At 33.8% G+C, this 23,588-nt stretch carries 21 protein-coding genes and 2 pseudogenes; 21 read left to right on the top strand and 2 right to left on the bottom strand.

Going from position 1 to position 23,588, the window contains the following annotated elements:
* Positions 1 to 83 precede the first annotated feature (83 nt).
* Complete coding sequence (locus tag RR409_RS02070; RefSeq protein ID WP_332556059.1) at positions 84 to 788, bottom strand: DUF421 domain-containing protein; 705 nt, start codon at positions 786 to 788, stop codon at positions 84 to 86.
* 424 nt (positions 789 to 1,212) lie between these two features.
* On the opposite strand from RR409_RS02070, the gene RR409_RS02065 reads away from it, so the two are divergent.
* On the top strand, positions 1,213 to 2,619 hold the full coding sequence (locus tag RR409_RS02065; RefSeq protein WP_332556058.1) for a peptidoglycan binding domain-containing protein: 1,407 nt from the start codon (positions 1,213 to 1,215) through the stop codon (positions 2,617 to 2,619).
* A gap of 155 nt (positions 2,620 to 2,774) precedes the next feature.
* Here RR409_RS02065 and RR409_RS02060 read toward each other — a convergent pair whose 3' ends face one another.
* On the bottom strand, positions 2,775 to 3,713 hold the full coding sequence (locus tag RR409_RS02060) for a sugar-binding transcriptional regulator (RefSeq protein ID WP_332556057.1): 939 nt from the start codon (positions 3,711 to 3,713) through the stop codon (positions 2,775 to 2,777).
* A 510-nt stretch (positions 3,714 to 4,223) separates the two neighbouring features.
* Between RR409_RS02060 and RR409_RS02055 the strand changes: the two genes are divergently transcribed.
* From RR409_RS02055 to RR409_RS01960, 20 genes and pseudogenes are all read left to right on the top strand, one after another.
* Positions 4,224 to 5,024: an aldolase gene (locus RR409_RS02055; protein ID WP_332556056.1), complete on the top strand. Its 801-nt coding sequence runs from the start codon at positions 4,224 to 4,226 to the stop codon at positions 5,022 to 5,024.
* Between the two features lie 10 nt (positions 5,025 to 5,034).
* Positions 5,035 to 6,069, top strand: coding sequence for an alcohol dehydrogenase catalytic domain-containing protein (locus RR409_RS02050; protein WP_332556055.1), 1,035 nt, complete (start codon positions 5,035 to 5,037; stop codon positions 6,067 to 6,069).
* A gap of 275 nt (positions 6,070 to 6,344) precedes the next feature.
* Positions 6,345 to 7,685, top strand: coding sequence for an APC family permease (locus RR409_RS02045; RefSeq protein WP_332556054.1), 1,341 nt, complete (start codon positions 6,345 to 6,347; stop codon positions 7,683 to 7,685).
* A gap of 118 nt (positions 7,686 to 7,803) precedes the next feature.
* Positions 7,804 to 8,691, top strand: coding sequence for a riboflavin biosynthesis protein RibF (gene ribF, locus RR409_RS02040; RefSeq protein WP_332556053.1), 888 nt, complete (start codon positions 7,804 to 7,806; stop codon positions 8,689 to 8,691).
* Positions 8,692 to 8,996: 305 nt separating this feature from the next.
* Positions 8,997 to 10,487, top strand: a complete 1,491-nt coding sequence (locus RR409_RS02035) for an aldehyde dehydrogenase family protein (RefSeq protein ID WP_332556052.1) — start codon at positions 8,997 to 8,999, stop codon at positions 10,485 to 10,487.
* Between the two features lie 55 nt (positions 10,488 to 10,542).
* The gene (locus tag RR409_RS02030) at positions 10,543 to 11,871 is read left to right on the top strand and encodes a glycine/betaine/sarcosine/D-proline family reductase selenoprotein B (protein ID WP_332556204.1); all 1,329 of its coding nucleotides are present in this window, start codon (positions 10,543 to 10,545) and stop codon (positions 11,869 to 11,871) included.
* 3 nt (positions 11,872 to 11,874) lie between these two features.
* Positions 11,875 to 13,185 carry a glycine/sarcosine/betaine reductase component B subunit gene (locus RR409_RS02025; protein ID WP_332556051.1) on the top strand — a complete coding sequence of 437 codons (1,311 nt, stop codon included), beginning with the start codon at positions 11,875 to 11,877 and terminating at the stop codon, positions 13,183 to 13,185.
* 230 nt (positions 13,186 to 13,415) lie between these two features.
* On the top strand, positions 13,416 to 13,622 hold the full coding sequence (locus RR409_RS02020) for a hypothetical protein (RefSeq protein WP_332556050.1): 207 nt from the start codon (positions 13,416 to 13,418) through the stop codon (positions 13,620 to 13,622).
* Between the two features lie 283 nt (positions 13,623 to 13,905).
* Positions 13,906 to 14,769, top strand: a complete 864-nt coding sequence (locus RR409_RS02015) for a fumarylacetoacetate hydrolase family protein (RefSeq protein ID WP_332556049.1) — start codon at positions 13,906 to 13,908, stop codon at positions 14,767 to 14,769.
* A gap of 292 nt (positions 14,770 to 15,061) precedes the next feature.
* Positions 15,062 to 15,373 (top strand): hypothetical protein, encoded by a 312-nt coding sequence (locus RR409_RS02010; RefSeq protein ID WP_332556048.1) that lies wholly within the window; start codon positions 15,062 to 15,064, stop codon positions 15,371 to 15,373.
* A 140-nt stretch (positions 15,374 to 15,513) separates the two neighbouring features.
* Entirely contained in the window at positions 15,514 to 15,855 is a 342-nt protein-coding gene (locus RR409_RS02005; RefSeq protein ID WP_332556047.1) for a hypothetical protein, read from the top strand.
* A gap of 63 nt (positions 15,856 to 15,918) precedes the next feature.
* Positions 15,919 to 16,146 (top strand): annotated as a pseudogene (locus RR409_RS02000) (hypothetical protein); the annotation flags it as partial.
* A 260-nt stretch (positions 16,147 to 16,406) separates the two neighbouring features.
* Positions 16,407 to 17,408, top strand: a pseudogene (gene recA, locus RR409_RS01995) (recombinase RecA); the annotation flags it as partial.
* Between the two features lie 949 nt (positions 17,409 to 18,357).
* Complete coding sequence (locus tag RR409_RS01990) at positions 18,358 to 19,059, top strand: CPBP family intramembrane glutamic endopeptidase (RefSeq protein ID WP_332556046.1); 702 nt, start codon at positions 18,358 to 18,360, stop codon at positions 19,057 to 19,059.
* A 169-nt stretch (positions 19,060 to 19,228) separates the two neighbouring features.
* Positions 19,229 to 19,531: a hypothetical protein gene (locus RR409_RS01985; RefSeq protein WP_332556045.1), complete on the top strand. Its 303-nt coding sequence runs from the start codon at positions 19,229 to 19,231 to the stop codon at positions 19,529 to 19,531.
* A 167-nt stretch (positions 19,532 to 19,698) separates the two neighbouring features.
* Positions 19,699 to 20,187 (top strand): RNA polymerase sigma factor, encoded by a 489-nt coding sequence (locus RR409_RS01980; protein ID WP_332556044.1) that lies wholly within the window; start codon positions 19,699 to 19,701, stop codon positions 20,185 to 20,187.
* Entirely contained in the window at positions 20,184 to 20,714 is a 531-nt protein-coding gene (locus tag RR409_RS01975; protein ID WP_332556043.1) for a zf-HC2 domain-containing protein, read from the top strand. Before RR409_RS01980 ends, RR409_RS01975 begins: the two co-directional genes overlap by 4 nt.
* Positions 20,715 to 20,720: 6 nt before the next feature.
* Entirely contained in the window at positions 20,721 to 21,488 is a 768-nt protein-coding gene (locus tag RR409_RS01970; protein ID WP_332556042.1) for a hypothetical protein, read from the top strand.
* A gap of 246 nt (positions 21,489 to 21,734) precedes the next feature.
* Positions 21,735 to 22,889, top strand: a complete 1,155-nt coding sequence (locus tag RR409_RS01965; protein ID WP_332556041.1) for an aldo/keto reductase — start codon at positions 21,735 to 21,737, stop codon at positions 22,887 to 22,889.
* 92 nt (positions 22,890 to 22,981) lie between these two features.
* Positions 22,982 to 23,374, top strand: coding sequence for a MerR family transcriptional regulator (locus tag RR409_RS01960; protein WP_332556040.1), 393 nt, complete (start codon positions 22,982 to 22,984; stop codon positions 23,372 to 23,374).
* Positions 23,375 to 23,588: the final 214 nt, after the last annotated feature.

Raw genomic sequence — 23,588 nt, 5'->3', positions numbered from 1 at the left:
TCACTGTAAACTGGTATGTTTTTTCCAAAATAAAGGAATTGAAGTTCTTTTTATTTAAGCAAATTGTTTTGGGCTTTAAGATATTACTTATATAAAAAAACTTTTAGATTTCCTTTACTATCAACAGTTGCAAGGAGAACATTTTTCACTTCAGTTTGATATGAATTCTTCAAATTAGAAATAATCCAGTTCTCATCCTTTTGAATTTGGGTTAATTCCTCAAAATTAATTTTACCGTCCTTAATTACGGCACTAGGCAAACTAAATGGTTCTGTTTCCATTTGGTAGAAGGAAGGGGTGATGGGTTCGTATTTTGGATGTAAAAAAACTGAAATCTTTCCGTCAGCTTCCCAAATTGCTAAAGCAACCTTCTTTACATCCTCCACTTTTTCTTCACGTAATTCTTCTAGTAAAACATCAATTGATATTCTTGCCTTTTTTAATCCCTTATAAAGAATCTCTCCATCTTGGACTATGGTGATTGGTGAGCTATTAATAAGTTTTCTTACAGATGGAAATTGAAGAATACTAAAAATACTAATAATATAAAGGACAACTAATACAACCGTTGATATCATGGAGCCTTCCATCCCAAGATTTTCATCAGACAAGGGATGAGCAATAATATTCCCAATCACTAAGGCAATAACAAAATCAAGGAGTCTTAATTGGGATATGGTGCGCTGACCTAAGACTCTTGCAACAATGACCAAAAAGAAATAAGCAACAATTGCACGATAAACCCATTGAAGGGCTGTAAGTGTTTCCTGACCTTGCAAAAAATCCATATAAAATATCTCCTTATTCTAAGAATCTGAAGCTAAGTGTAATATTGATGTTATTTTAACCAATATCCAGTGAAAAAATTAAAGGTACTGAGGTAAGATCTAATTTATAAAACTAAATGGTTTAATTTTTAAGCAGTGCAGGGAAGAAAAATAATAGAAACAACTTATGATTAAAAAATTAATACTACTATATACCATTAAGTTTTAAAGTGAGAAATGCAAACATATTATAAATTAGTGATTGTTTTTCACAACCTTTTGGAAAGATATTTCTCTTATACTCCATAGAAAAGAATCCAAAAGAGAAGAATCCAAAAGAGAAGTATGAACTTTTGTGGAAGTTAAATCTTTTTCGCGGTTGTTAAACTTGGTTAAGTTCCTTATTATTCTAAAAAATGTATTTTTGATGAAAGGTAATATCTATATGAAAAATATCAATGCAAAAAAGCTTTTTAAAAACCAAATTACAGGAAATATTATTATTTCAATAGCTTCAATTGTACTAGCATATTTACTTATCTCAATATACTTTGCCAATCATTTCTTTTTTAATACAGTAATAAATGGGGTAGAGGTGTCCTTAAAAGCACATGATGAAGTAGATAATAAATTTAGAAGTTATGGTAAAGATTACAGATTGCAGTTAATAGAGAGAAACGATGAAATAGAAGAAATAATAGGACAAGATATAGAAATGGACTTCAATGAAAGAAATAGTATTGCCAAAGTTTATAAAATGCAAAACTCATTTAAATGGATAAGTTCACTGTTAAGGGAACAAAAATATTTTGTGCATGATTTATATGTTTATAATAGTGATAATTTAGAAAATAAAATAAATGAATTAAAATGTTTAAATGAAGATATTATAGAGCCACAAAGTGTAAGCTTTAAGTACTCAAATGGTTTCTATGAAGTTACTGAAGAAGTATATGGAAATAAGTTGTATAAAGATAAATTAAAGGCTACGGTAGAAAAAAGTATATTAAAAGGAGAAACAAAATTAGATTTAAATGAAAATCGATGTTATGAAAATCCAAAGTACACTTTGGATTCGGATAAAACTTCTGAGACCAAGAATTTATTAAATGAGTATGTAAAAACAAAAATAACTTACATCTTCGGTAATGTAAATGAAATATTAGATGGAAATATTATAAATCAGTGGCTTAGCGTTGATGAAGATTTAGAAGTAACATTAAATGAAAAGTCAGTTTTTGAATATGTGCTAGGACTTAGTAAAAAATATGATACTGTTGGTATCCCTAGAGAAATTAAAACTTCTACAGGTAAAATAGTAGAAGTAAATGGCGGATTTTATGGTTGGAAAATAAATTGCTCTGCAGAAGCAAAAGCATTATTAGAAAATATAAAACAGGGTAAAGTCCTTGAAAAAGAGCCAATATATACTCAAAGGGCTGTGTCTAGGGAAAAAAACGACATAGGTAAAACTTATGTGGAAATTAATATAACAAAGCAACATTTGTGGTTTTATAAAAATGGAAAGCTTATAGTTCAAGGTTCTGTAGTAACAGGAAATCCAAATAGAGGTCGCGGTACTAAACTTGGAGTGTATATGCTTAATTATAAAGAAAAGGGATCAACTTTAAGAGGAGCAGATTATGAAGCTGAAGTAACATATTGGATGCCTTTTAATGGAAATATAGGAATCCACGATGCAAGTTGGAGATATTCCTTTGGAGGAGAGATATATAAAAGCAGAGGATCCCATGGGTGCATAAATTCTCCACTGTATTTAGCTAAAAAAATATATGAAAATATAGAGGAGGGAACTCCTATTATTTGCTATGAAGAAGAGGAAAAGAGTTAAAAAGCAGACTAAGAATGAAATTCTTAGTCTCTTTTTAATTTATTCAAGTCTTTAAATAAGGTAATAGAAGGCTTAGCCCATAGCATTCAAAGAATACTGAATTACAAAATGGTCATATATCTTCATCATCAAGGATCGTCTAAGAATTATAAAATCTACAGCATTTTGGATAATTCAAGTGCTGTTTCTAAGTCAGTGATAAGTACATTTATTAGTCCACCTCGCGCAGCTCCAATGATTGCAGAAAGCTTCTCAGGACCACTGCTTACACCAATACGGATGGGAATCTTTTTGAAACTGTCTAAATCTATGGCAAGAACTCTATCGTTTAGACCACTATCAATTATTTTTCCCTTAATATCGAAATAATGAGTACAAATCTCACCCACTGCATTCTCAGTCTGTAAAATATCACGCTCTGTCTTGGATATATATTTTTTCTTAACAAAGGCGGAATTCACTGACATGTCACCAATACCAACCATTGCAATAGTGCAGGCTTTCATGGTATCGTACACATTGGAAAAAAAGCCTTCTTTCATCAAAGAATCACGGAGTTTCTTATTCTCTAAAATAATAGGAGCATACATGAAACAGGGTTTTGCATTTAAGATTTCTGATGAGTGTCTTACAATGTAATCTGAATTAATGTGTGCTTCCTCAGCATTAAGTCCGCCAACAAGCTGCGTTACTGTAAGATTTATTCTTTCTATAGGTTGTAAATTACTTACCAGGGAAGACAATGCCCTACCTCTGGAGAAGCCGATTATATCATTTGCTTTCAAAACACGTTCAAGATAAGAAGAAGCTGCTGCTCCAATGGATTCATTAATTTCACCATCGGTAGTATTAGCAATAATTATTTCATTGAGCCCCAAGAGTGTTTCCAATTGTACTTCTAATTCTACATTTTCATGCTCATAATCCTGTATAACAATTTTCACAATTCCAGTGTCTAGACACTTTTTAAGAATTCTATTAACTCTTTGACGAGACATGGACATCTTTTTTGCTATATCATCCTGGGTCATTCCCAGCTTGTAATAGTAATATGCAATTTTTGTGTACTCATTTTTTGTATTTGCCTCTTGCACAACATCACCTACCATTATTTGTTAAATATTCCATTTATATTATAACACCTACTAATATTTGTGTATAGTAAATATAAATATGCTTACGAATCATTATAAACCACAATATCTACTTGTACACATGACTTATATTCTCATCAATCCTCCTCTCCAAACTAGTTAAAGTACTACAATTCTTTTATTTTCATAAGTTTTCATACTTTGTTACTATAATGTGTTACAAATGCTCACAGGTTCTTCTCTTTAAAATAATATAGTTAATTCAACTAGCAGCTAAAACCTAGTTATGTATTAAAAATATTATTACAAATGTAATATTATTACAAAAATAATATTACATAAGTCATATCGGGTTACAAAAGTTCATATACTGTACAAATGTAACATTTAATAAGTTAACTTTAAAAAGTTTATGATTGGGGCATAGGGGTAACGTGGCACAAGGATGCCTTAAGATATTTATAAATTTTCAAATTATAAGGACACAGAGAGGAAAGGAGATAGTTCAACATGACAAACAAAATACATCGTTTAAATCACATATTCAGAGAGGATAAGAAAACTTTCATTATGGCAATGGATCACGGTAATGGATTTAATGTTCTTCCTGGTATGAAGTATCCAGGTAAAATTATCAGTGAGGTGGCAAGAGCTGGGGCAGATGCTTTTTTAGCTACTGTTGGACTTGCAGAAAAATTTGCAGAGGATTTTCATGGCAAGGGCATTATTCTAAGACTTGATGGGTCCTGTTCATTTTTAGGATCTAAAGACAAGCCACTTCAAAGTGTAGTAGGTGTTGAAGATGCAATACGTTTAGGAGCAGATTCTGTAATCAGCATGGGATTTCCAGGTTCGAAATGGGAAGATCAAATATTGGCGGACTTATCAAGAAATATTCTTGATTGTAATAAATGGGGAATTCCATTAACAGCTGAGATGCTTCCAAGAGGATTTGAAGGGGGAGCAGACTCAAGAACCCCAGAAAATATCACCTTCGCTTGCCGTATGGGAGCTGAAATGGGAGCTGACATTATAAAAACTGAATACACTGGTGATCCTGAAACTTTTAAGGAATTATGTGAAAGTGTATATGTGCCCGTTGTTATATTAGGTGGAAGCAAAAAGGTAGCGGAAGAAAAACTTCTAACTGATATCAAAGATGCACTAAGAGCAGGTGGCGCAGGCATAGCAATGGGAAGAAACATTTGGAATCATGAGAACCCAGCTAGATTTGCCAGTGCCATAGCAAGACTTATTCATGAGGATTGTAGTGTAGAGGCAGCACTTAAAGAGCTAAATAAAAAGTTCTAGGAGGGGTATTATGAGTAACAAATATAAGGTAGCAATTATTTCTGATGAGAAAAAAATAGAGTTCGTTGAAAAAGATTTAAAACAACCTGAGGGAAGCCAAGTTCTTGTTAAAGTGGACAGTTGTGCTATTTGTACATTAGAACAAAGGATATTTAATGGTGTTATGAAGCGATATCCTTTCGCGGGAGGTCATGAGGCTGCAGGAACAGTGGTTGCAGTGGGAAGTAAAGTAAAAAGTTTAAATATAGGAGATAAGGTTGCAACAAGAATGCTTACAAGTTGCGGCGAGTGCTATTATTGTAGAAACGGTCACGAAAACCAATGTATTATTTCTTTTAAGGCAAATATCCATGAGGGCATAGGAGGACCAGGAGGCTTTGCTGAATACATGCTTCTTGAGGCAAAGGCTCTTTATAAAATGGCTGATGATTTGGATTTGACCTTCGCAGCACTATCTGAACCCTTGGCATGTTGCGTACACAGCATAAATAATGCAAATATTGAACTTGGTAATGACGTTGTGGTAATCGGTGTTGGAATCATGGGAGCCTTCCATATCCAATTGGCAAAAATGAGAGGGGCAAGGGTTATTGCTTGTGAAGTTGATGAACACCGCCTTGATGTTGCAAAAAAAATGGGTGCTGACATTCTTCTTAACTCTAAAGAGGTAGATGCAATAGAGAAAGTTAAAGAACTTACAGAAGGTAGAGGAGCAGATATTGTATTTTGCACTGCAGCACTCCCAAAGTTAGCTGAAGAAAGTATTCAGATGGCAGGGAAGCTTGGCCGTGTGGTAATGTACTCATCCTTCCATCCAGATAAACCTATTGAGTTAAACGTCAATAGAGTTCACTCTACAGAAATGAATATTACAGGAGCTGTAAATCCTAATACCCGTGATTTTTTAGCGGCAACAAAGCTACTTTCTAACAAGATGATAGATCCATCTGAACTTATATCAGAAGTTGTACCCATGGAAAATATTCAGTACGCATTTCAGCGTGCAGTAGATCCAAAAACATACCGCATCATTGTAAAGATGTAGGGGTTTTATATATATAAATATGAGATAAGGGACTTAAGGTGATTACAAAAGTTAAAGAGATTGGAAATATACAACTTACACATAGAAAGTACAATAGATGTGGATAGCATTGCTAGGGAACTCGTGCCAGTAATTGAAACAATGTACTAAGGAATAAATGAAGTAAATTTGCCATGACAGATAGTTTTAACTCAAATACAGAAATGGACATCAGGTTGTTACTGTAAGTAAAACACTGGAATCATAGAATTTTCAAAGAAGAGAGGAGAGATTTTATGTTAAACAATGAAAATGGCAAACTTGGTTTACTAGACAGCTCAACTATTCTAATTGGCGGAATGATAGGTAGTGCAATTTTTTCTCTTTCAGGAATGACAATTCTCAACGCGGGTCCTGCTTCAATATTATCTTGGGTTATTGCAGCTGTAATTTTATTTGCATATGGTCTACAAACAGCTGAACTTTCTACTATTTATCCACATTCAGGAGGCATATTTGTATTTCCTGCAAGATCACTTGGTAAAAATGAAAAGCAAGGACGTCTCTGGGGATGGATTTCAACCTGGGCTTACCTCTTTGGCTGTTGGGCAGGAGCTGCTTTTTCAGCAATTTATGTCAGTATTTATCTAGGGGTTGGATTTCCAGCTTTTGGTGAATATCAAGTTCCTATTGCAATTGCTACAGTTGTTATCTGCGGACTCTTAAACCTAGTTAATATTGCTATAACAGGTAAGGCTAACACAATTATGACATTTGGTCTTGCTGGCACAATGATTATATTCATTGTTGTTGCACTTTTTAGCGGCCAATGGGATGGAAGCTTATTAACGCCATTCTTCACACAGGGTGCTGAAGGTACATTTGGTTTCATGAGTGCTATTCCTATAGCAATGGTTGCATACGGATCAATAGTAGCTGTTTCATTTATGGTAGGTGAGATTAAAGACCCAAGTAAGACAGTTCCAAAGGCTATGACCATCGCTATGCTAATTGTTGTTACTCTTTACGTTTTAGTTATGGTTTCAGTACTTGGTCTTGTTACTTCTGAGTTCTTACAAAAGAATCCAGGCATGGCATATATTCCACTTTATGCAGCAGCTTTTACAAAACTAGCTACGATTACTTGGCTTACAAAGCTTATCTCTATTTCAGCAGTTTTGGCACTTATGACAACAATCCTTGTAGTTATGACTCTCTCAGCTCGTGCACTTCAAGCCTCTGCTGAAAGTGGAATACTTCCTAAATTCCTTGCAAAGAACAATGAAAAAACAGGTGTTCCAGTTAATGCACAAATAGTTGTTATTATCATAGTTGGAGTAATATCGGCTTTCCCAGATTTCACAAATTTAATCGTAAACCTAGGTTCACTATGTAATGCAATTGTTGTTGCAATTGTTTGTCTCACAATTATTGCAGCTCGAAAGAAAAACCCATCAGTTCAAAATCACTTCAGGGCTCCAGGAGGAAATCTTCTTCCAATTGTAACTTTAATTGTAATTATTGCTGCATACATCCCTGGGATTCTTAATGGTGGTTGGCAGCTTTGGGCATGGACAGCTGGCTATTTCTTAATTGGTATGATCTTTTATTTCATGGGCACTAAGAAAGCTAATTAGATAAACATTTGGAAATGTAAATTAGTTTTATTTATCCCCTAAATATGACTCTTTAATTCTGCCATGTGGGTAAACTGCATGGCAGAATGACTAAGTATGGGAATGGAGTTGATTTTCTGTGAGATATATTATTGGAAATGATTTTAATATGAGAAATACCTGCGTTGCTTTTGGAAGTTTTGACGGTGTACATATGGGTCACCGTGCAGTTATAAGCAAATTAATTGAAACATCAACACAGGGATTTACTTCCGTTATTTTGAGCTTTCACTATGATGAAACATTGTTAAATGAGAAAAAGATTCTTTCTACAGAGGAAGAAAAGCAATATATTTTGAGTAAAAATGGCCCTGAAGTTATGATTTCATACAAAATTCAAGAGGAAAACAAAAACACTACAATGGAGCAGTACATTAAGGAAATTTTGGTGGATAAGTTGGGTGCAAAGGTTATAGTTGTGGGCGCAGACAACCATAACATCAATACGTTACGTCAATGTGCGAAAAAATATGATTATACACTTGTGGAATGTGACACAGTACTTAACGATGGTGAGGCTGTTACCTCGAGACGTATTACAAAGGCACTTGAAGATGGAAATCTCCAAAAGGCTAATGAACTGCTGGGAGCACCATATTTACTTATGGGAAAGGTTATGCATGGGAAGGCACTTGGTAGAACTGTGGGTATGCCTACAGCAAATTTAGGTTTTAGCGAGTTTAAGCAACTACCTACTTTCGGAGTTTACGGAACACTTTCAGAAATTGATGGAAAAAATGTAAAGGGACTCACTAATATTGGTAGACGTCCTTCAGTGGACAGCTATAATTATGTAACAATTGAGACTTTCCTTCTTGATTATTCAGGTGACTTGTACGATAAAACAATTGCTCTTGAAACTCACGCGTACATCAGAGGTGTGAAAAAATTCAACAACCTTGATGAAGTGAAGGCACAAGTCAATTTAGACATAGAATCAATCAGAGCATATCTGGACCAAATTTAAAATATCTAGAAATCTGATTTTTAAAGAAAGTATCAAGGAGTCACAATGAATTTATCTAAATAGTACCATAGATAAATTTTTAAGTTAGAGTTACTTTCATAATAAACAGAACTCATTAAATGGAAGCTATGGCTTTTGCTCAAGCATTTTTGTGGATTAGGACAAACATAGAAAAGTTGTGAATTTTCGGAAATAGAGTTTGTTATACACTTGAATGAATAACTACAATTGCAATTAATTTATATATAGAATATTTGATTTTCCATCTTTGCGTGAAATTAATATTAAAAAAGGGGGAATATTGTTTGAACCCATTATTGTTTGTAAAGAAGGAGCCCTACAAGTTATATATCAATGGTGAGTTTATAGCTTCAGAATCAGGAAACACCTTTGAGATTATTAATCCAGTAAATAACCAGCCCTTTGCAACAGCCTATAAAGGTGGGATTAGGGATGTAAGAAAAGCTATACTTGCTGCTCGACGAGCATATGATGAAGGAACATGGAGTCAAATGTCAGCTAAAGAAAGAAGCAAATTACTTGTCAAAGCCGGTCAAATTCTTTCAAAAAGAGTTGAAGAATTTGCAACCATTGAAACTTTAGAATGCGGAAAGCTATACACGAGTGCCTTGTATTACGAAGTACAGATGGGTATAGATGCTTTTGAATACTTTGCAGGTAGAGCTCGTTGTATTGAAGGAAAGGTTGTTCCCTGCGAAGCTGGGCACTTAAATTACGTGCTTTGGCAGCCTTGTGGAGTTGTTGGTGAAATACTTCCTTGGAATGGCCCCCTTATGATGGGGTGTCAAAAGGTGTGCGCAATACTTGCAGCTGGTAATACAGTTGTGATAAAGCCATCTTCTTGGGCTTCACTCAGTATGCTATTACTTGCCGAGGTATTTCATGAAGCTGGTTTTCCTCCAGGGGTAGTGAATGTGGTTACAGGTTCAGGTAGTGAAGTTGGGGATGAACTTGTAATGAGCCCACTAGTTGATATGGTGTCCATGACTGGAGGAACAGAAGTAGGAAAGCAAATTATTGGTAGATCAAAAGATACAGTGAAGGACATTGCCTTGGAGCTAGGAGGGAAAAGTCCAAACATCATTTTTGATGATGTGAATGTGGATGAAGTGGTGAAATGGGCAAGATTTGGATTTACTCTGAACTCTGGACAGGTCTGTGTATCGGGAACAAGACTTATACTTCATAAGAATATTTATGAAGAGTTTATAAATAAGTTAAAAGTAGAATGTGAGAAGTTTGTGCCTGGCAACGGTTTTGATTATGAGAAGGGTGTTAATTTCAGCACTTTAATATCAAAAGAGCATGCAAGAAATGTTTGGGACTATATTGAAAAAGGAAAATCAGAGGGAGCAAGGGTAGTCATGGGGGCAGAGCCATATAAGGATGTTGAACTTTTAAAAGGTAATTTTGTGCCACCAACAATTTTTGCTGATGTAACACCCAATATGACAATATTTCAGGAGGAGATCTTCGGTCCTGTTTTGTGTATAACACCTTTTGAAACAGAAGAAGAGGCAATCCAAATTGCAAATGGAACAAAATACGGACTAGCTGGAGCTGTGTTCTCAACAAATATTAAACGAGCTCTTAGAGTTTCAGAGAAGATAAAAGGAGGACAAATCTACGTTAATACCTATTTCAGTAAAGGAATGATAGAATCCCCAGGTACAGGATGGAAGGAAAGTGGAATCGGTGTGGCTGGCATCCAAAAATATATGATATCAAAGACTGTATTTGTTAATATGATTGATGGCAACATACCACAGGTATAAGAGTAACGCAATTTAAGAAGTAGAAAAGTTATTGAAAGGAGTGGTCTTTTTGACTGTGCTCAAAGCAGTACATTATATAAACCAATTCTATGCAGGGCTCGGTGGAGAAACTATGGCAGATGTAGGTCTCAGTATTTTAGAGGAAAAGAAAGGTCCTGCAATAGGTCTGGAGAAGCTCTGGAATGGTGAGATGGAAGTTGTAAAAATAATTGTTTGTGGAGACAATTTTATAAATAATGACGATAACTTTCAAGGTGTCATCCTAGATATCAAGGAGATTATAGAAAAAGAGAAACCTGATGTGTTTATCGCGGGACCAGCCTTTAATGCCGGTCGCTATGGAGTTGCATGTGCTAAGTTATGTGACTATGTAAAGAAGGATCTAGGAATACCAAGTGTAACAGCTATGTGGCATGAGAATCCTGCGGTAGATATGTATGTGAAGGATAATTATATTGTTTCCACAAGTGAAACAGCTGCAGGTATGTCAAAATCTCTACCGATTCTCGCAAGACTTGCTTTGAAACTTGCAAGGAAAGAAGCTATAGGCCCATCAAGATTTGAAGGTTACCTAAGGACTGGCCATAGATATAATGAATATCATGAAAAAATTGGAGCTAGAAGAGTAGTGGATATATTGCTAAGCAAGCTTAATAATAAGAAGTATATTACAGAAATACCACTAAGGGGCTTCGAAGTAGTGTCGCCAGCTCCCAAAATAACAGAACTTAAAGATGCAACTATTGCGTTAGTTACAACTGGAGGTCTTGTGCCAACAGGTAATCCGGATAAAATAAAACAGGCATTTGCTGTTACTTATGGAAGATATGATATGGAAGGTGTAAACTCTTTAAACAAAGGGGTATATGAGTCTATCCACGGAGGGTATGATACTACTTTTGCAACAAGTGATCCACATAGGCTTATACCTCTTGATGAGATGAGAGAGCTTGAAAAAGAAGGAGTAATAGGTGGAGTATATAAATATTTCTTCACAACCTGTGGAGTTGGCACAAATATTGAAAGCAGTAAGGATATGGGAAGAAAAATAGTAGCTGAATTAAAAAATGCAGGAGTTAGTGCCGCAATCCTAACCTCTACATGAGGAACCTGCACGCGTTGCTGTGCAACCATAGCAAAGGAAATGGATAGAGAGGGTCTTCCCAATGCACATATAACTGCATTCACTTCTATAGCCCTAAATGTAGGAGCCAATAGAATAGTGTTTGGTGGTGATTTTACGTCACCTGTTGGTAATCCTGAACTTCCTATAGAAAGAGAAAAAGCATACAGACGCAAAATATTAATAAAGGCACTGTATGCAATAACTCAGGATGTACCAGGTCCTACTATATTCGAAGTTGATGAAAGCAGGGAGGGATAGGACGTGAAACTTACAAGACAGTATTTTAATATAAAGGATATATTGTGGGGTGATAAAACTTTCCTCTCAGAAGGTATTGTTACAATTTCAAAAGGGGAATTGAAAGAACAAGTGAAAACCCTATTCAAAGCAGTAGAGGATATTGACTTTGAAATAGTTAAACCTGGTGAAAACACTCGTATTATTCATCTCCTTGATACCCTTCAACCCATGTATAAGATAGAGGGTAACGGCATGCAGTATTCTGGTTTTTTCGGAAGTCCAGTTACAGTTGGAGACGGTACTACAAATATACTTAAAGGACTTACTGTGATGGAAAGCGCAGCCTTGCCTTGGGATGAGTCAAGCGCAAGTAGCGGGTTACTTTATCCCCGTGATGCCATCATGGATATGGATGGGCCCATTGCAGGCTTTACACCTTTTAGTGAGACCTTGAACCTTGTAATTCTATATAAGCTTGCAAAGAATAAATCGTCTTTAGAGTATGATAATGATATACGCATTATTGCAATTAAGATTTCTAACTTTATAGCATCACTAACAAAGCATATGGTACCGGATGAAAGTGTTTGTTATAGCATTGATGAGATGAATCCTGAACTTCCTAATGTAGTTCTTGTATGGCAATGTCAGAATCAGGGACCATATGCAAACACCTTTTTATATGGTGAAAGTATTGATAATCTTGTGCCAACCTTGTTGCATCCAAATGAGCTTTTGGATGGTTGCATTGTGAGTGGAAACTATGTATGGCCCGCCTTTAAAGTGCCAACTTATCTCCATACCAATCATCCTATAGTTATGGAATTATACAAAAATCATGGAAAAACCTTGAACTTCCGAGGTGTAATATTCTGCAGAAGTCACAACCCAACCAATTGGCATAAGGAAAGATGTGCAAACTTTAACGTAAAACTGGCAAAATTTCTGAATGCCAACGGGCTTGTCATGGCCTGGGAAGGTGGAGGAAATGCGGCTGTTGATGGCATGCTCACTATACAGTGTGCAGAGAAAAATTGCATTAAGGCCTCTGCCATAACTTTTGAATTTGGTGGAATTGATGGTACTGAAGGAATACTCCTAGTTGATGATGTTCCAGAAGCAGATGCAATCATAAGTGGTGGGTCCATAGAAAAACATTATGTATTGCCTGAAGTTGAAAGAGTGGTTGGTGGGGATTTGCTTAGACTCAGTAAGGAGTCGGGGGGATATTTTCCACCATCGCATATGGCTATTGAGTTTGAAAATACCACCCATCTTTATTTATCAGGCAATCAATCAGGTCATAGCACGCTTTTTGCTGAAGCATATTAATAGATTAGAAAAATCTATTGTATTAATGAAAAGTGTTAACTTAGTAATGATGTAGATAAGCATATATATAGGAAAATCTTTAAAGAAGAGAGCTGATGGTAATTAGGCTCTCTTTTCATTTTTAAATTAGAAATGTTTAGAAGAATTCTCCAAAGCAAACAATATTTTAAATGCTATATTCTATTATGTTATACATTGAATTCACATATATAATATGGTTTCACATTGGTGTGTTTATAATAACTTCAATTCATAAAGAACTAAGAAAAAGTTTAAGTGAAAAAGGATTTAATGTAATTGAGGAATTTGCATGTAGAGGCTTTATGGATTATAGTTTCACAAAATATTTTGGTGGATTAAATAAGGGGAGACAAAATGATGAAGATTTAAGAATGGCACGAGAATTTGCCAGAGTTATAAAAAATAAAGGCTATTAAGGTAGAAGGAATTTAGATACAAGGGTAGAAAATAAAATAAGAAATGATAAATTCACTAAGAATTTGAAAGTGTTAGTATTTAAAGTATAGAAGTTATATATATGTTTAGAATAATTTTTATAAGGTTAATTTAACCAGTGCAAAATTGCGCCCGTTAAATTTGGTGTTAAAAATACTTATAAAGATATGGTTAGATAAAAAAATAGGATAAATGGGCCCATACGGATTAGATACTTCCTATCAAGAATCTTTGTAGGAATAGTGAGTAAAAGGGGATAGAAATATGAAGTTTGTAAATTTCAAACTAGATGGAAAAATTAAATTAGGAATTAAATGTAAAAAAGGGATAATTGACGTTGAGCAAGCTGCCAATGATTATCTTCTTGAAGCACCAAACACAATGGAAGATGTAATTTCGAGTGGGGAAGTGGGCAGATTACAACTTATTGAATTGATGAAAAAAGATGTGGAAATTCTACGTGAAGAAAATATTACTTATGCACCCTGCATACTTAATCCAGAAAAAATCCTTTGTGTCGGTTTGAATTATATAAGTCATGCTAAGGAGTGTAACAAAGATATCCCTACTTCACCAGTAATCTTCAGTAAATTTAACAATGCCTTGGCTGCTCATAATGAAACTATTACACTTCCAAAAGCAGCTGAGAAATTTGATTATGAGGCAGAATTAGTTATTGTTATTGGAAAGGAAGCAGCTAATATTTCAGAGGAAGAAGCAGCTTCATATATTTTTGGTTACACCATTGGAAATGATTTAAGTGCAAGAGACCTTCAATTCCGCAGTGCACAATGGCTTCTGGGTAAGACTTGTGACAAGTTTGCACCAATTGGTCCATATTTAGTTACAGCTGATGAACTTGATTTTAGCAATCTAGAAATTAGTTGCAGAGTAAATGGGGAACTTCGACAGTTAAGCAACACCAGTGATATGATCTTTAACTGTGCTAAAATTGTGAGCTATATTTCAAATTATATGACCTTAAAACCAGGAGATATTATTTTCACTGGAACACCAAGTGGAGTAATTTTAGGTTATTCGGAAGGGTCACAGCAATGGCTAAAATCTGGCGATGAAGTTGTGGTTTCTATTGAAAATATAGGTAGGTTATCTAATGTATTAAAATAGGTGAGAGTTTATCATGCTTAGAAAATAGAAAATAGAAAATAGAAAATAGAAAATAGAAAATAGAAAATAGAAAAATATAATAGAAAAATATAATAGAAAAAATAAAGGGAAGTAAATTGAATACTTCCCTTTATTGATATTTAATCTTCATTTTTTCGACACCAACAGGCGCAATATTAAGTAAAAAAGTTCTCCTGTACAAAAAGTTTTACTTACATCAGCCAATTTTTTTGTGATAGAATCAAGAAGAACTCCTATTATTTTTGTTTAATTAGAAAGGGGGGGGAATAGTGTGTCGAGATACAGAATATCTGATTTGAGTAGGCTTTCAGATTGTTGTGCTAGATCGGAAAGGGGAAGATGCACTCGGCTAACTGCATATAATTGTCATGGTGTAGAATGTGCCTTTAAACGAACAAATGAAGAAGATAGTGAATCTTTACAATATGCCTATGAGCGTTTATCAAACTTAGATATATCAACTCAAATCCATATCGCTAAAAAGTATTATGACGGCTTTATGCCTTGGAAAGAAGGAAAAACTGTTATAACATATATAGGGAATGAGAATTTAGAGCTTCAGAAGAAAAATGAATTAGATTAATCATGAGTAGTATATTTAGTTTTTGTATAGGTGAATATGTAAACGTTTACTTAAAGTTATTTAGAGCAATAATTAAAATCAACTCTGGCAAGTAGAAATATTAATGTTAAATCTGAAATAGTTTAGAGGAGGTATTTTTAATGAATATTGTAAATGAGAATGTGGAACACAGAGTGTTTGGTGAAGGGATTATTACTGAAGTAAATAGTAACAAGATCTGCATACAATTTCCCGGTGAAGTTGGAATTAAAACGTTTTTATATCCAGAAGCCTTTGAAAAATATCTGAAAGCAACAAATGAAGCAGTTATGGAAGATGTATTGGAAGAGTTGCGAGTAAAGCAAGAAATCATTGAGTTTGAACGTGAAGTAAAAGAACGTAAAGAGGCTGAAATAAAGGAAAGAATGGTAAAAGCCGAGCCAGTAAAGAAAAAAGCAGTAAGAAAAACTGTGAAAAAGAAGCCTATTATAGAGGAAGTTTAATTTGTAAATTTACAAAAGTACAGTGTAGATTCTAAAGTACAAAAAGAGAAAGGATTGATATCAATGGCAGAGACCCAGTACATGCGAATTAGGGGAGCCTCAGAACATAACTTAAAAAACATTGATATAGGTATTCCAAAGAATAAATTGGTTGTCCTAACTGGGTTAAGTGGATCAGGTAAGTCCTCTCTAGCCTTTGATACCATTTATGCAGACGGTCAGAGACGATATATGGAGTCCTTGTCATCTTATGCAAGGCAGTTTATGGGACAGATGAAGCGCCCTGAGGTGGTAACGCAAGGTAATCGAAAAGAAATTGCTAAGGTTGTCAATACATTGATGAGAAAAAAATACAAAGCAGAATGTAATGGAAGGAAGTTTCATAAGACAGATAATTATCTTTTGACTTATGTTGAAAATATATTGTTCGCTGAACTGGCAATGTCCTTCAACACTACTTTTGAAGAAATATATGAAAAGGTCATGAGTCTCATAGCTATAAGCGAAAATAACTAGAATTTATAAAAATTTTTAGAAGGAGACTAAGAATAATGAATATGACGGATGAAAGAGTTGCAGCAATAGATGCGGCCATGAAACAAATAGAAAAACAATTTGGAAAAGGTTCTATTATGAAGCTTGGTGCAAACAAAATAATGGATATAGAAGTGATACCAACTGGATGTCTGGCGTTAGACATAGCTTTAGGAGTTGGTGGAGTACCAAAAGGTAGAATAATAGAAGTATATGGGCCTGAGTCTTCTGGAAAAACAACGGTTGCACTACACATCGTGGCAGAAGCCCAAAAAAGAGGCGGTGCAGCAGCTTTCGTTGATGCTGAGCATGCCTTAGATCCATCTTACGCAAAAAAGTTGGGAGTTAATATTGAGGACTTACTAGTTACTCAACCAGATACTGGAGAACAAGCCTTAGAAATAACAGAAGCTCTTGTAAGATCAAATGCCATAGATGTAATTGTCATTGATTCCGTGGCAGCACTTGTTCCAAGAGCTGAAATAGAAGGTGAGATGGGGGATTCACATATTGGTCTGCAAGCGAGACTCATGTCTCAGGCTTTAAGAAAGCTTACTGCAGTAATTAACAAATCAAAATGTGTTGTAATATTTATAAATCAATTAAGAGAAAAAGTGGGTATTATGTTTGGTAATCCTGAAACAACATCAGGTGGACGAGCTCTTAAATTTTATTCCTCCATTAGGTTGGATATAAGAAAATTTGACACTATAAAAGTTGGTGAAAATTTTCTTGGGAACAGAACTAGAGTAAAAGTAACAAAGAATAAAGTTGCGCCACCTTTTAAAAGGGCTGAATTTGACATAATGTACAATGAAGGTATCTCAAAAGAGGGAAGCTTGATAGATTTAGCTGTAAATGAAGAGATAGTTCAAAAGGGTGGAGCATGGTTTTCCTATAAACAGACAAGACTGGGTCAAGGTAGAGAGAATTCAAAATTGTATTTAAAGGATAATCCTGAGGTAGCTCTTGAAATAGAAAATCTAATTAGGGTGAAATACAATTTACCAATAGCAAAAGCAGTTATAAACGAAGCACTTGGGGGAGCAGCTATAGAAGAAAATAGGGAGACCTCGGGCGAAGTTATAAAAGATAAAAGAAAACCTGTAAAAGAAGATATTATAAAGAATAAAGAATCCCTTGAAGAATCTATGGGAGAAATTATAAAAGAAAATAGAGATTCTATGAAAGAAATTCTGCAAGAAAATAAAAATCATATTGAAGAAGCAATACAAGAAAATGAAGAAATTGTGGATGTAGTAATGACAAAAACAGAAGAACTTTTGGAAGAAGACACAAGCTTCTAAAAGGAAAGTTTAATTTATTCATCTTCAAAAGCCTAAAGGAAATTAAGTTAGCTTCTTGTATAAGTTAAGTTTTAACTTTAGTTTCTTATATGAAGGAAAATGAAGATTAATGATATAAATATTTTATTAATAATGGACAAGTTCATATTGTTCAACCTCTTTGGAAGGAGATTTGACTACAATGAAAATGTAGCATTTTGAACATGACTACCATCTTATTCTTGGTTAAGCCTTAGACTAGTTTAAGTTGGGACACTTGTCCTTCCAAGATGCCCTTAAATGGGTATTGAAAAATCAGCAATATTACTATAATGGGGGTGATATTACTTAGTTCACATATAAATAATCATTAGATTCAGCATCACATGTGCTATATGGGGCTACTGGAGAATTTATTGTACAAATAAAACGTATTGGAGAAATCTAATACGTTTTTTATTTGTGGTATAATAAAATTGGAAATTATTATTATATTTCAGGTACTTTAACCACATTTTAAAGGAGAATTATCTAATCCTTTTAAATTGAAGTGCTATGTGAAAATTAAACTTTGAAATAAAGGATTCTTTGTTATATCAAAGGCAGCTTTGTTTAAGTTAAAGCTCATTACAGAGATGCTTATCAAAACGAATTTGTTCATTATTTAATGGGGGGGAATTATATGAACATGAATGAAAATGTAATAAAAAACAAGTCTGCTCAATTAGGTGTGATTATAGCTATAGTGGTGATATGTTGCACTATCATGGGGATTGTTGATGCTGTAATAAGGCCAAGTTATGCTGTTAAATCAATAATTAAAATTGTTTTATTTTTAGGATGTCCTTTGGCATATTCTTATTACGCTAAAAATATGTCCTTAAAAAAATTGTTTTCTTTTGAGAAAAGAGTTTTTTTTATTTCAATGATACTGGGCATTGGCGTTTTCAGTGTAATATTGGGTGCTTATTTCTCCCTTAGAAAGGTATTTGATTTGTCTCAAATTACAACTTCATTGCAAAATAATGTGGGTGTAAGTAAAGATAATTTTGTATTTGTTTCTTTGTATATATCTTTCGTTAATTCCCTTCTTGAAGAATTCTTCTTTAGAGGATTTGCTTTTTTATCCTTAAAAAGATTTACTTCTAGGTACTTTGCTTATAGTATTAGTTCTATGGCTTTTGCATTGTATCATGTTGCAATGATGATTGGATGGTTTTCCATTGTTACTTTTTTATTAGTGATGATAGGACTCATAGTAGGAGGAATTATTTTTAACTTTTTAAATGAGAAAAATGAAAATATATATTCCTCATGGATGGTGCATATGTTTGCCAACTTTGCAATAAATACCGTTGGATTCATCCTGTTTGGGATACTTTAAAGATAAAGAGGCAAGACAATAAATTGATAATAATATAGATGTTATTTGGGCTTACCTTTGTTATAATATAGGAAAATATAAGGAAAGTTTCAGTTAGTATGAAGGGTTTTATGGCCTTAGAAGAAATGAAGTAAAAATAGAAACTACATATTGTAGGGAGGAGAATGTTGTGAAAAATAATAAAGTAATCAATTATGTCCTTGAAGTTATACCATTTTTTATTGCCTTTGTTGTTGAAGATAATGTGAGTAATTATATAGGTCTTAATACGGAAAAGATTCTTTCGGTGGATATGGGCATAAGTCTTGTAATCTTTGTAATTGCTTATCTTCTAGCAAAACTTTTAATTTCAAAAATTACAGATAAAGTAGATAAGAAGTCTAACACTAAAATTAATACTAGTGCAAATACAAATAAAAACACATATCAAAATAAAAATAAAAACAAAAATAAGAACAAAAATAAAAAATAAAATAAAAATAAATAATGATTTAGTTCCAAGTGGAGAGAACCAGGATTATTGGAGCTAGTTTTACCACTTTATTAGCGTACTTGATTTCTAAGAACGCTAATTTTTTTTCATAAAGTGTGTAACGTTTTAGTAAAAAATGCGACTAATTATATGAAAGGGGGATTTAAGTGAAGAAAATAGAGGATTTATATATACTTTATAAGCAGGATGTGTACGTGTATCTTCTGTCACTTACCCATAATCCTACCCTTTCAGAAGATTTGCTATCAGAGACCTTTGTAAATGCCATAGCATCTATTAAAAACTTCAAAGGAGAATCTTCCGTGAAAACCTGGCTTTTTTCTATAGCTAGAAATTTATGGCTTCAAAAAATGAGAAAAGAAAGAAATACAGTGGAATATAATGATCTTTTGAATATATATGTATCTAATAGCATAGATGAAGGCCTTATTACAAAAGAAACAGTAGCTAGAATAAAAAGTTTATTATTGAAAAAAGATGCGCGAACTCAAAAAATAATAAATATGCGAGTAGAAGGCTATAGTTATGGAGAAATTGCCCAGAAAGTGGATATATCAGAAAGCTCAGCTAGGGTTATTGATTTTCGTACCAAAAAATGGATTAAAGAAATTTTAGAAAAGGAGGGATTAAGTTGAATATATCTTGTGAGGTAATTCTCGACTTAATACCACTTGTAAAGGATGGTATTGCAAGTGATGATAGCAATTCAATAGTTAAGGACCATATTAAAAACTGTGACAGTTGTAAGGCTGAATTAGAAACTTTTGAAGAGGTCACCATAGAACAGTCACAAATAAAAGATGAAAAAATAATTTCTGCTATGAAACGCAGTATTTTTATCACTCAGCTTAGTATTCTTATGGCAGGTGCCATTATTGGTGTTGCACTGTCAAATTCCATGAGTATGTTTTATAATTTTATCATAATGCCAATAGTTGGGGGTATTTCTTTATTTACACTTAAAAGAAAATGGTACTTGGCATCCCTTGGAGTTTTTCTACTATCCTATCTATGGCAAACAATTGTGGGTATTGCTTCAAATGGATTTCAATGGGGATACCTATATTACGGATTATTCTACAGTATAATTTATGCCTCACTCGTTGGTGTAGGAGTTATTATTACAATGCTTTTAAAATATGCATTGAAGAAAGAGAGGTAGAACACAGTGAAAAGTAAGAAAAAGTCATTATTAAAAATACTTGCAGGGGTAGTAGCCATAGCACTTATCTCCGGCATAATCTTTATTACCAATTCTTTTGTTGGAAATCCAATATCAGCAATGATGGCCAATAGGGCTATAAAGCAATATGTGAATCAAAAGTACTCCACTTTGGATCTTGAAATAGAAAAAGCAAAATACAACTTTAAAACTTCTTCCTATGCAGCCATGGCTGAATCTAAAACAAGTATTGATACTAAATTTGAGATATATTATCGAGGCGGTAAGGTGCAGAGGGATGACTATGAGTACTTTGTAGAGAGTAGGTTTAATACCTTAGATAGATTTTCAAAAGAATATTCTATTATTACAAAAGACATCGTTTCAAAAGAACTTGGATATGAAAATAACAATACCATGGTTTTGTATAATAAAGCTGATATGGAAAATGCTAAAAATATTGTTGAACTGGATATGAAATTTGATAAAACATTACCTTTGGATCCTGAGGTTACAATTCAACTGGATTTAAGTGATAACACAATAGAAAGTATTGCAAAGATTTTAACTGGTGCCCACAAGGCCTTTGTAAACAATAATTGCAATTTCACGAAGTATGGATTATATTCCAGCAAAGATGGGATAGATGTAATGGTATATGGGGTTACGCCAAAAGATATTGAGAGTGGGCAGCTTGTAAGTCTTTTAGAAAAGGCTAAAAATAATGATGGTGCAACAGGAATTGGGGTTTCTATTAAAGGTGAAAAGAAGTAGTAAAATACCTGTATATTAATATGTTTTACTATTCACAAGTTGAGATAAGAGGAGAAAAAGCCATGTGAATGATCACATGGCTTTTTTGTTATCTTAATAATATTGACTTTTAAATTAATAGCTCTTCTATTAAAAAGTTCTTGACTTGGAGTTAACTCCAAGTGCTAGAATGAAAGCCAAGGATGTAAAAATATCACCAAGGAAGACTTTGAAAAAATAGGTTGGTAAAGTTAGGAGGTTCATCATATGGAATATCGAATCTTAGGAAGAACAGGAATAAAAGTAAGTGCCATTGGTATTGGCGGTGAGGGATTTGAAAATAAGAATTATGAACAATGTGAAGAAATTATTGATTGTGCAATTAAAGAAGGTATTAATTTTATTGATATATATAATTCAAATCCGGAAGTTAGAAGTAATGTTGGCAAGGCATTAAGTAAATATCCTCGAAGAAGTTTTGTTATTGAAGGACATCTATGTTCCACCTGGGATAATGGACAATATAGACGCACCAGGGATTTTAATGAAGTTGTGTGTGCTTTTGAAGACTTTTTAGCTAGAATGCAGCTAGAATATGTGGATGTAGGTATGCTTCATTACATTGATGATGATAAAGATTTTGATAACATTTTTAATGGAGAGATATTTATATATGCAAAAGGTTTAAAAGAAAAAGGCATTATTAAGTCCTTAGGGATGTCAACCCATAATACAGACATTGCTTTCAGAGCAGTAGACACAGGATTAATAGATGTGATTCTGTTTAGTATCAATGCTGCTTATGATATGCTGCCAGCCACTGAGGATGTATACTCACTATTTGAAGAAAGCACCTTTAAACACAGAACTTATGAAGGTATTGACCCAAAACGTGATAATTTATATCGAAGTTGTGAAAATGCTGGTGTTGCCTTAACTGTTATGAAAGGATATGCTGCTGGGGTGCTACTAAGTGATAAACAATCACCCTTTGAAAAGGCGCTTACTCCAGTGCAATGTTTACACTACTGCTTAACTAGACCTGCAGTTTCTTCCGTAATGGTTGGAGTATTTAATAAGGAACAAGTACTTGCAGCAGCAGCCTATACTACTTCCAGTAATAAAGAAAAAGATTATAGTGAAGTCCTTGCAAATGCCCCAAGAAGTTCATTTAGTGGCCATTGTATGTATTGTGGACATTGTGCTCCATGTTCGAAAAAAATAGATATTGCCTCAGTAAATAAATATCTAGATCTAGCATTAATTCAAGAGGATGTTCCTGAAACCTTAAAGAATCATTATGACCTACTAGAAAATCACGGAAATCAGTGCATAGAATGTGGTTTATGTATGAAAAACTGTCCGTTTGGTGTGGATATTATTAATAAAATGAAACAGGCAGTTAAACTATTTGGAAAGTAAAAATCTATATAGATCAGAGACTTCCATAAGATTGCTGTTCACATTAGTAAATTCTAAGGATTTTAATATTAAATATTTGGAGGTGAGGCTATATGACCATTGCAGAAGTGAGCAAAAAATATGAACTTACAGCGGATACATTACGTTATTATGAGCGCATTGGACTTATTCCTGGAGTAAATCGTAATAAGAATGGAATAAGGGACTATACTGAAGAAGACTGTAGATGGATTGAATTTATCAAATGCATGAGAAGTGCAGGTCTTCCTATTGAAGTATTAATTGATTATGTTGCGCTGTTTCAACAGGGTGATGAAACCATTAATGCAAGAAAAGAACTATTAACTGAACAGCGAAAGCAGTTAGTGGAAAAAATGGAAGATATGAAGAAAACTATAGAGCGTTTAGATTATAAAATAGAAAGATACGATCAAGGGATAATTACAAAAGAAAAAGAGCTAAGAAGACCTGAAGATTCATGTTAATTTAAAATGAGGACACTTAAAACCTAACCTATAATATATGAAAAATGTTACTTAATGTCAAGTTGAAATAGTAGAATATTTGAGGAGTTTGGATAACACCCATAGGGATGGCTACAGTAGGAGCCTTCCTTGTGAGTGTTTTTTTTACAAGATATATAAATAAAAAAGGAATATGTAAACATTTGACATGTATATCATTTAATGATATACTATA

This window comes from Clostridium sp. (assembly GCF_036642255.1).
Classification (GTDB): Bacteria; Bacillota; Clostridia; order Clostridiales; family Clostridiaceae; genus Clostridium_J.
Note: the sequence above shows the minus strand (reverse complement) of the source record. Positions and strands in the feature narration are given on the sequence as shown.

Bases quoted from the DNA above. Each gene is read 5' to 3' on its own strand.
- RR409_RS02065 (WP_332556058.1), top strand. From the start codon at position 1,213: ATGAAAAATATCAATGCAAAAAAGCTTTTTAAAAACCAAATTACAGGA.
- RR409_RS02005 (WP_332556047.1), top strand. From the start codon at position 15,514: ATGAATATTGTAAATGAGAATGTGGAACACAGAGTGTTTGGTGAAGGG.
- RR409_RS01960 (WP_332556040.1), top strand. From the start codon at position 22,982: ATGACCATTGCAGAAGTGAGCAAAAAATATGAACTTACAGCGGATACA.
- RR409_RS02015 (WP_332556049.1), top strand. From the start codon at position 13,906: ATGAAGTTTGTAAATTTCAAACTAGATGGAAAAATTAAATTAGGAATT.
- RR409_RS02070 (WP_332556059.1), bottom strand. From the start codon at position 788: ATGGATTTTTTGCAAGGTCAGGAAACACTTACAGCCCTTCAATGGGTT.
- RR409_RS01990 (WP_332556046.1), top strand. From the start codon at position 18,358: ATGAACATGAATGAAAATGTAATAAAAAACAAGTCTGCTCAATTAGGT.
- RR409_RS02055 (WP_332556056.1), top strand. From the start codon at position 4,224: ATGACAAACAAAATACATCGTTTAAATCACATATTCAGAGAGGATAAG.
- RR409_RS02050 (WP_332556055.1), top strand. From the start codon at position 5,035: ATGAGTAACAAATATAAGGTAGCAATTATTTCTGATGAGAAAAAAATA.
- RR409_RS01965 (WP_332556041.1), top strand. From the start codon at position 21,735: ATGGAATATCGAATCTTAGGAAGAACAGGAATAAAAGTAAGTGCCATT.
- RR409_RS02045 (WP_332556054.1), top strand. From the start codon at position 6,345: ATGTTAAACAATGAAAATGGCAAACTTGGTTTACTAGACAGCTCAACT.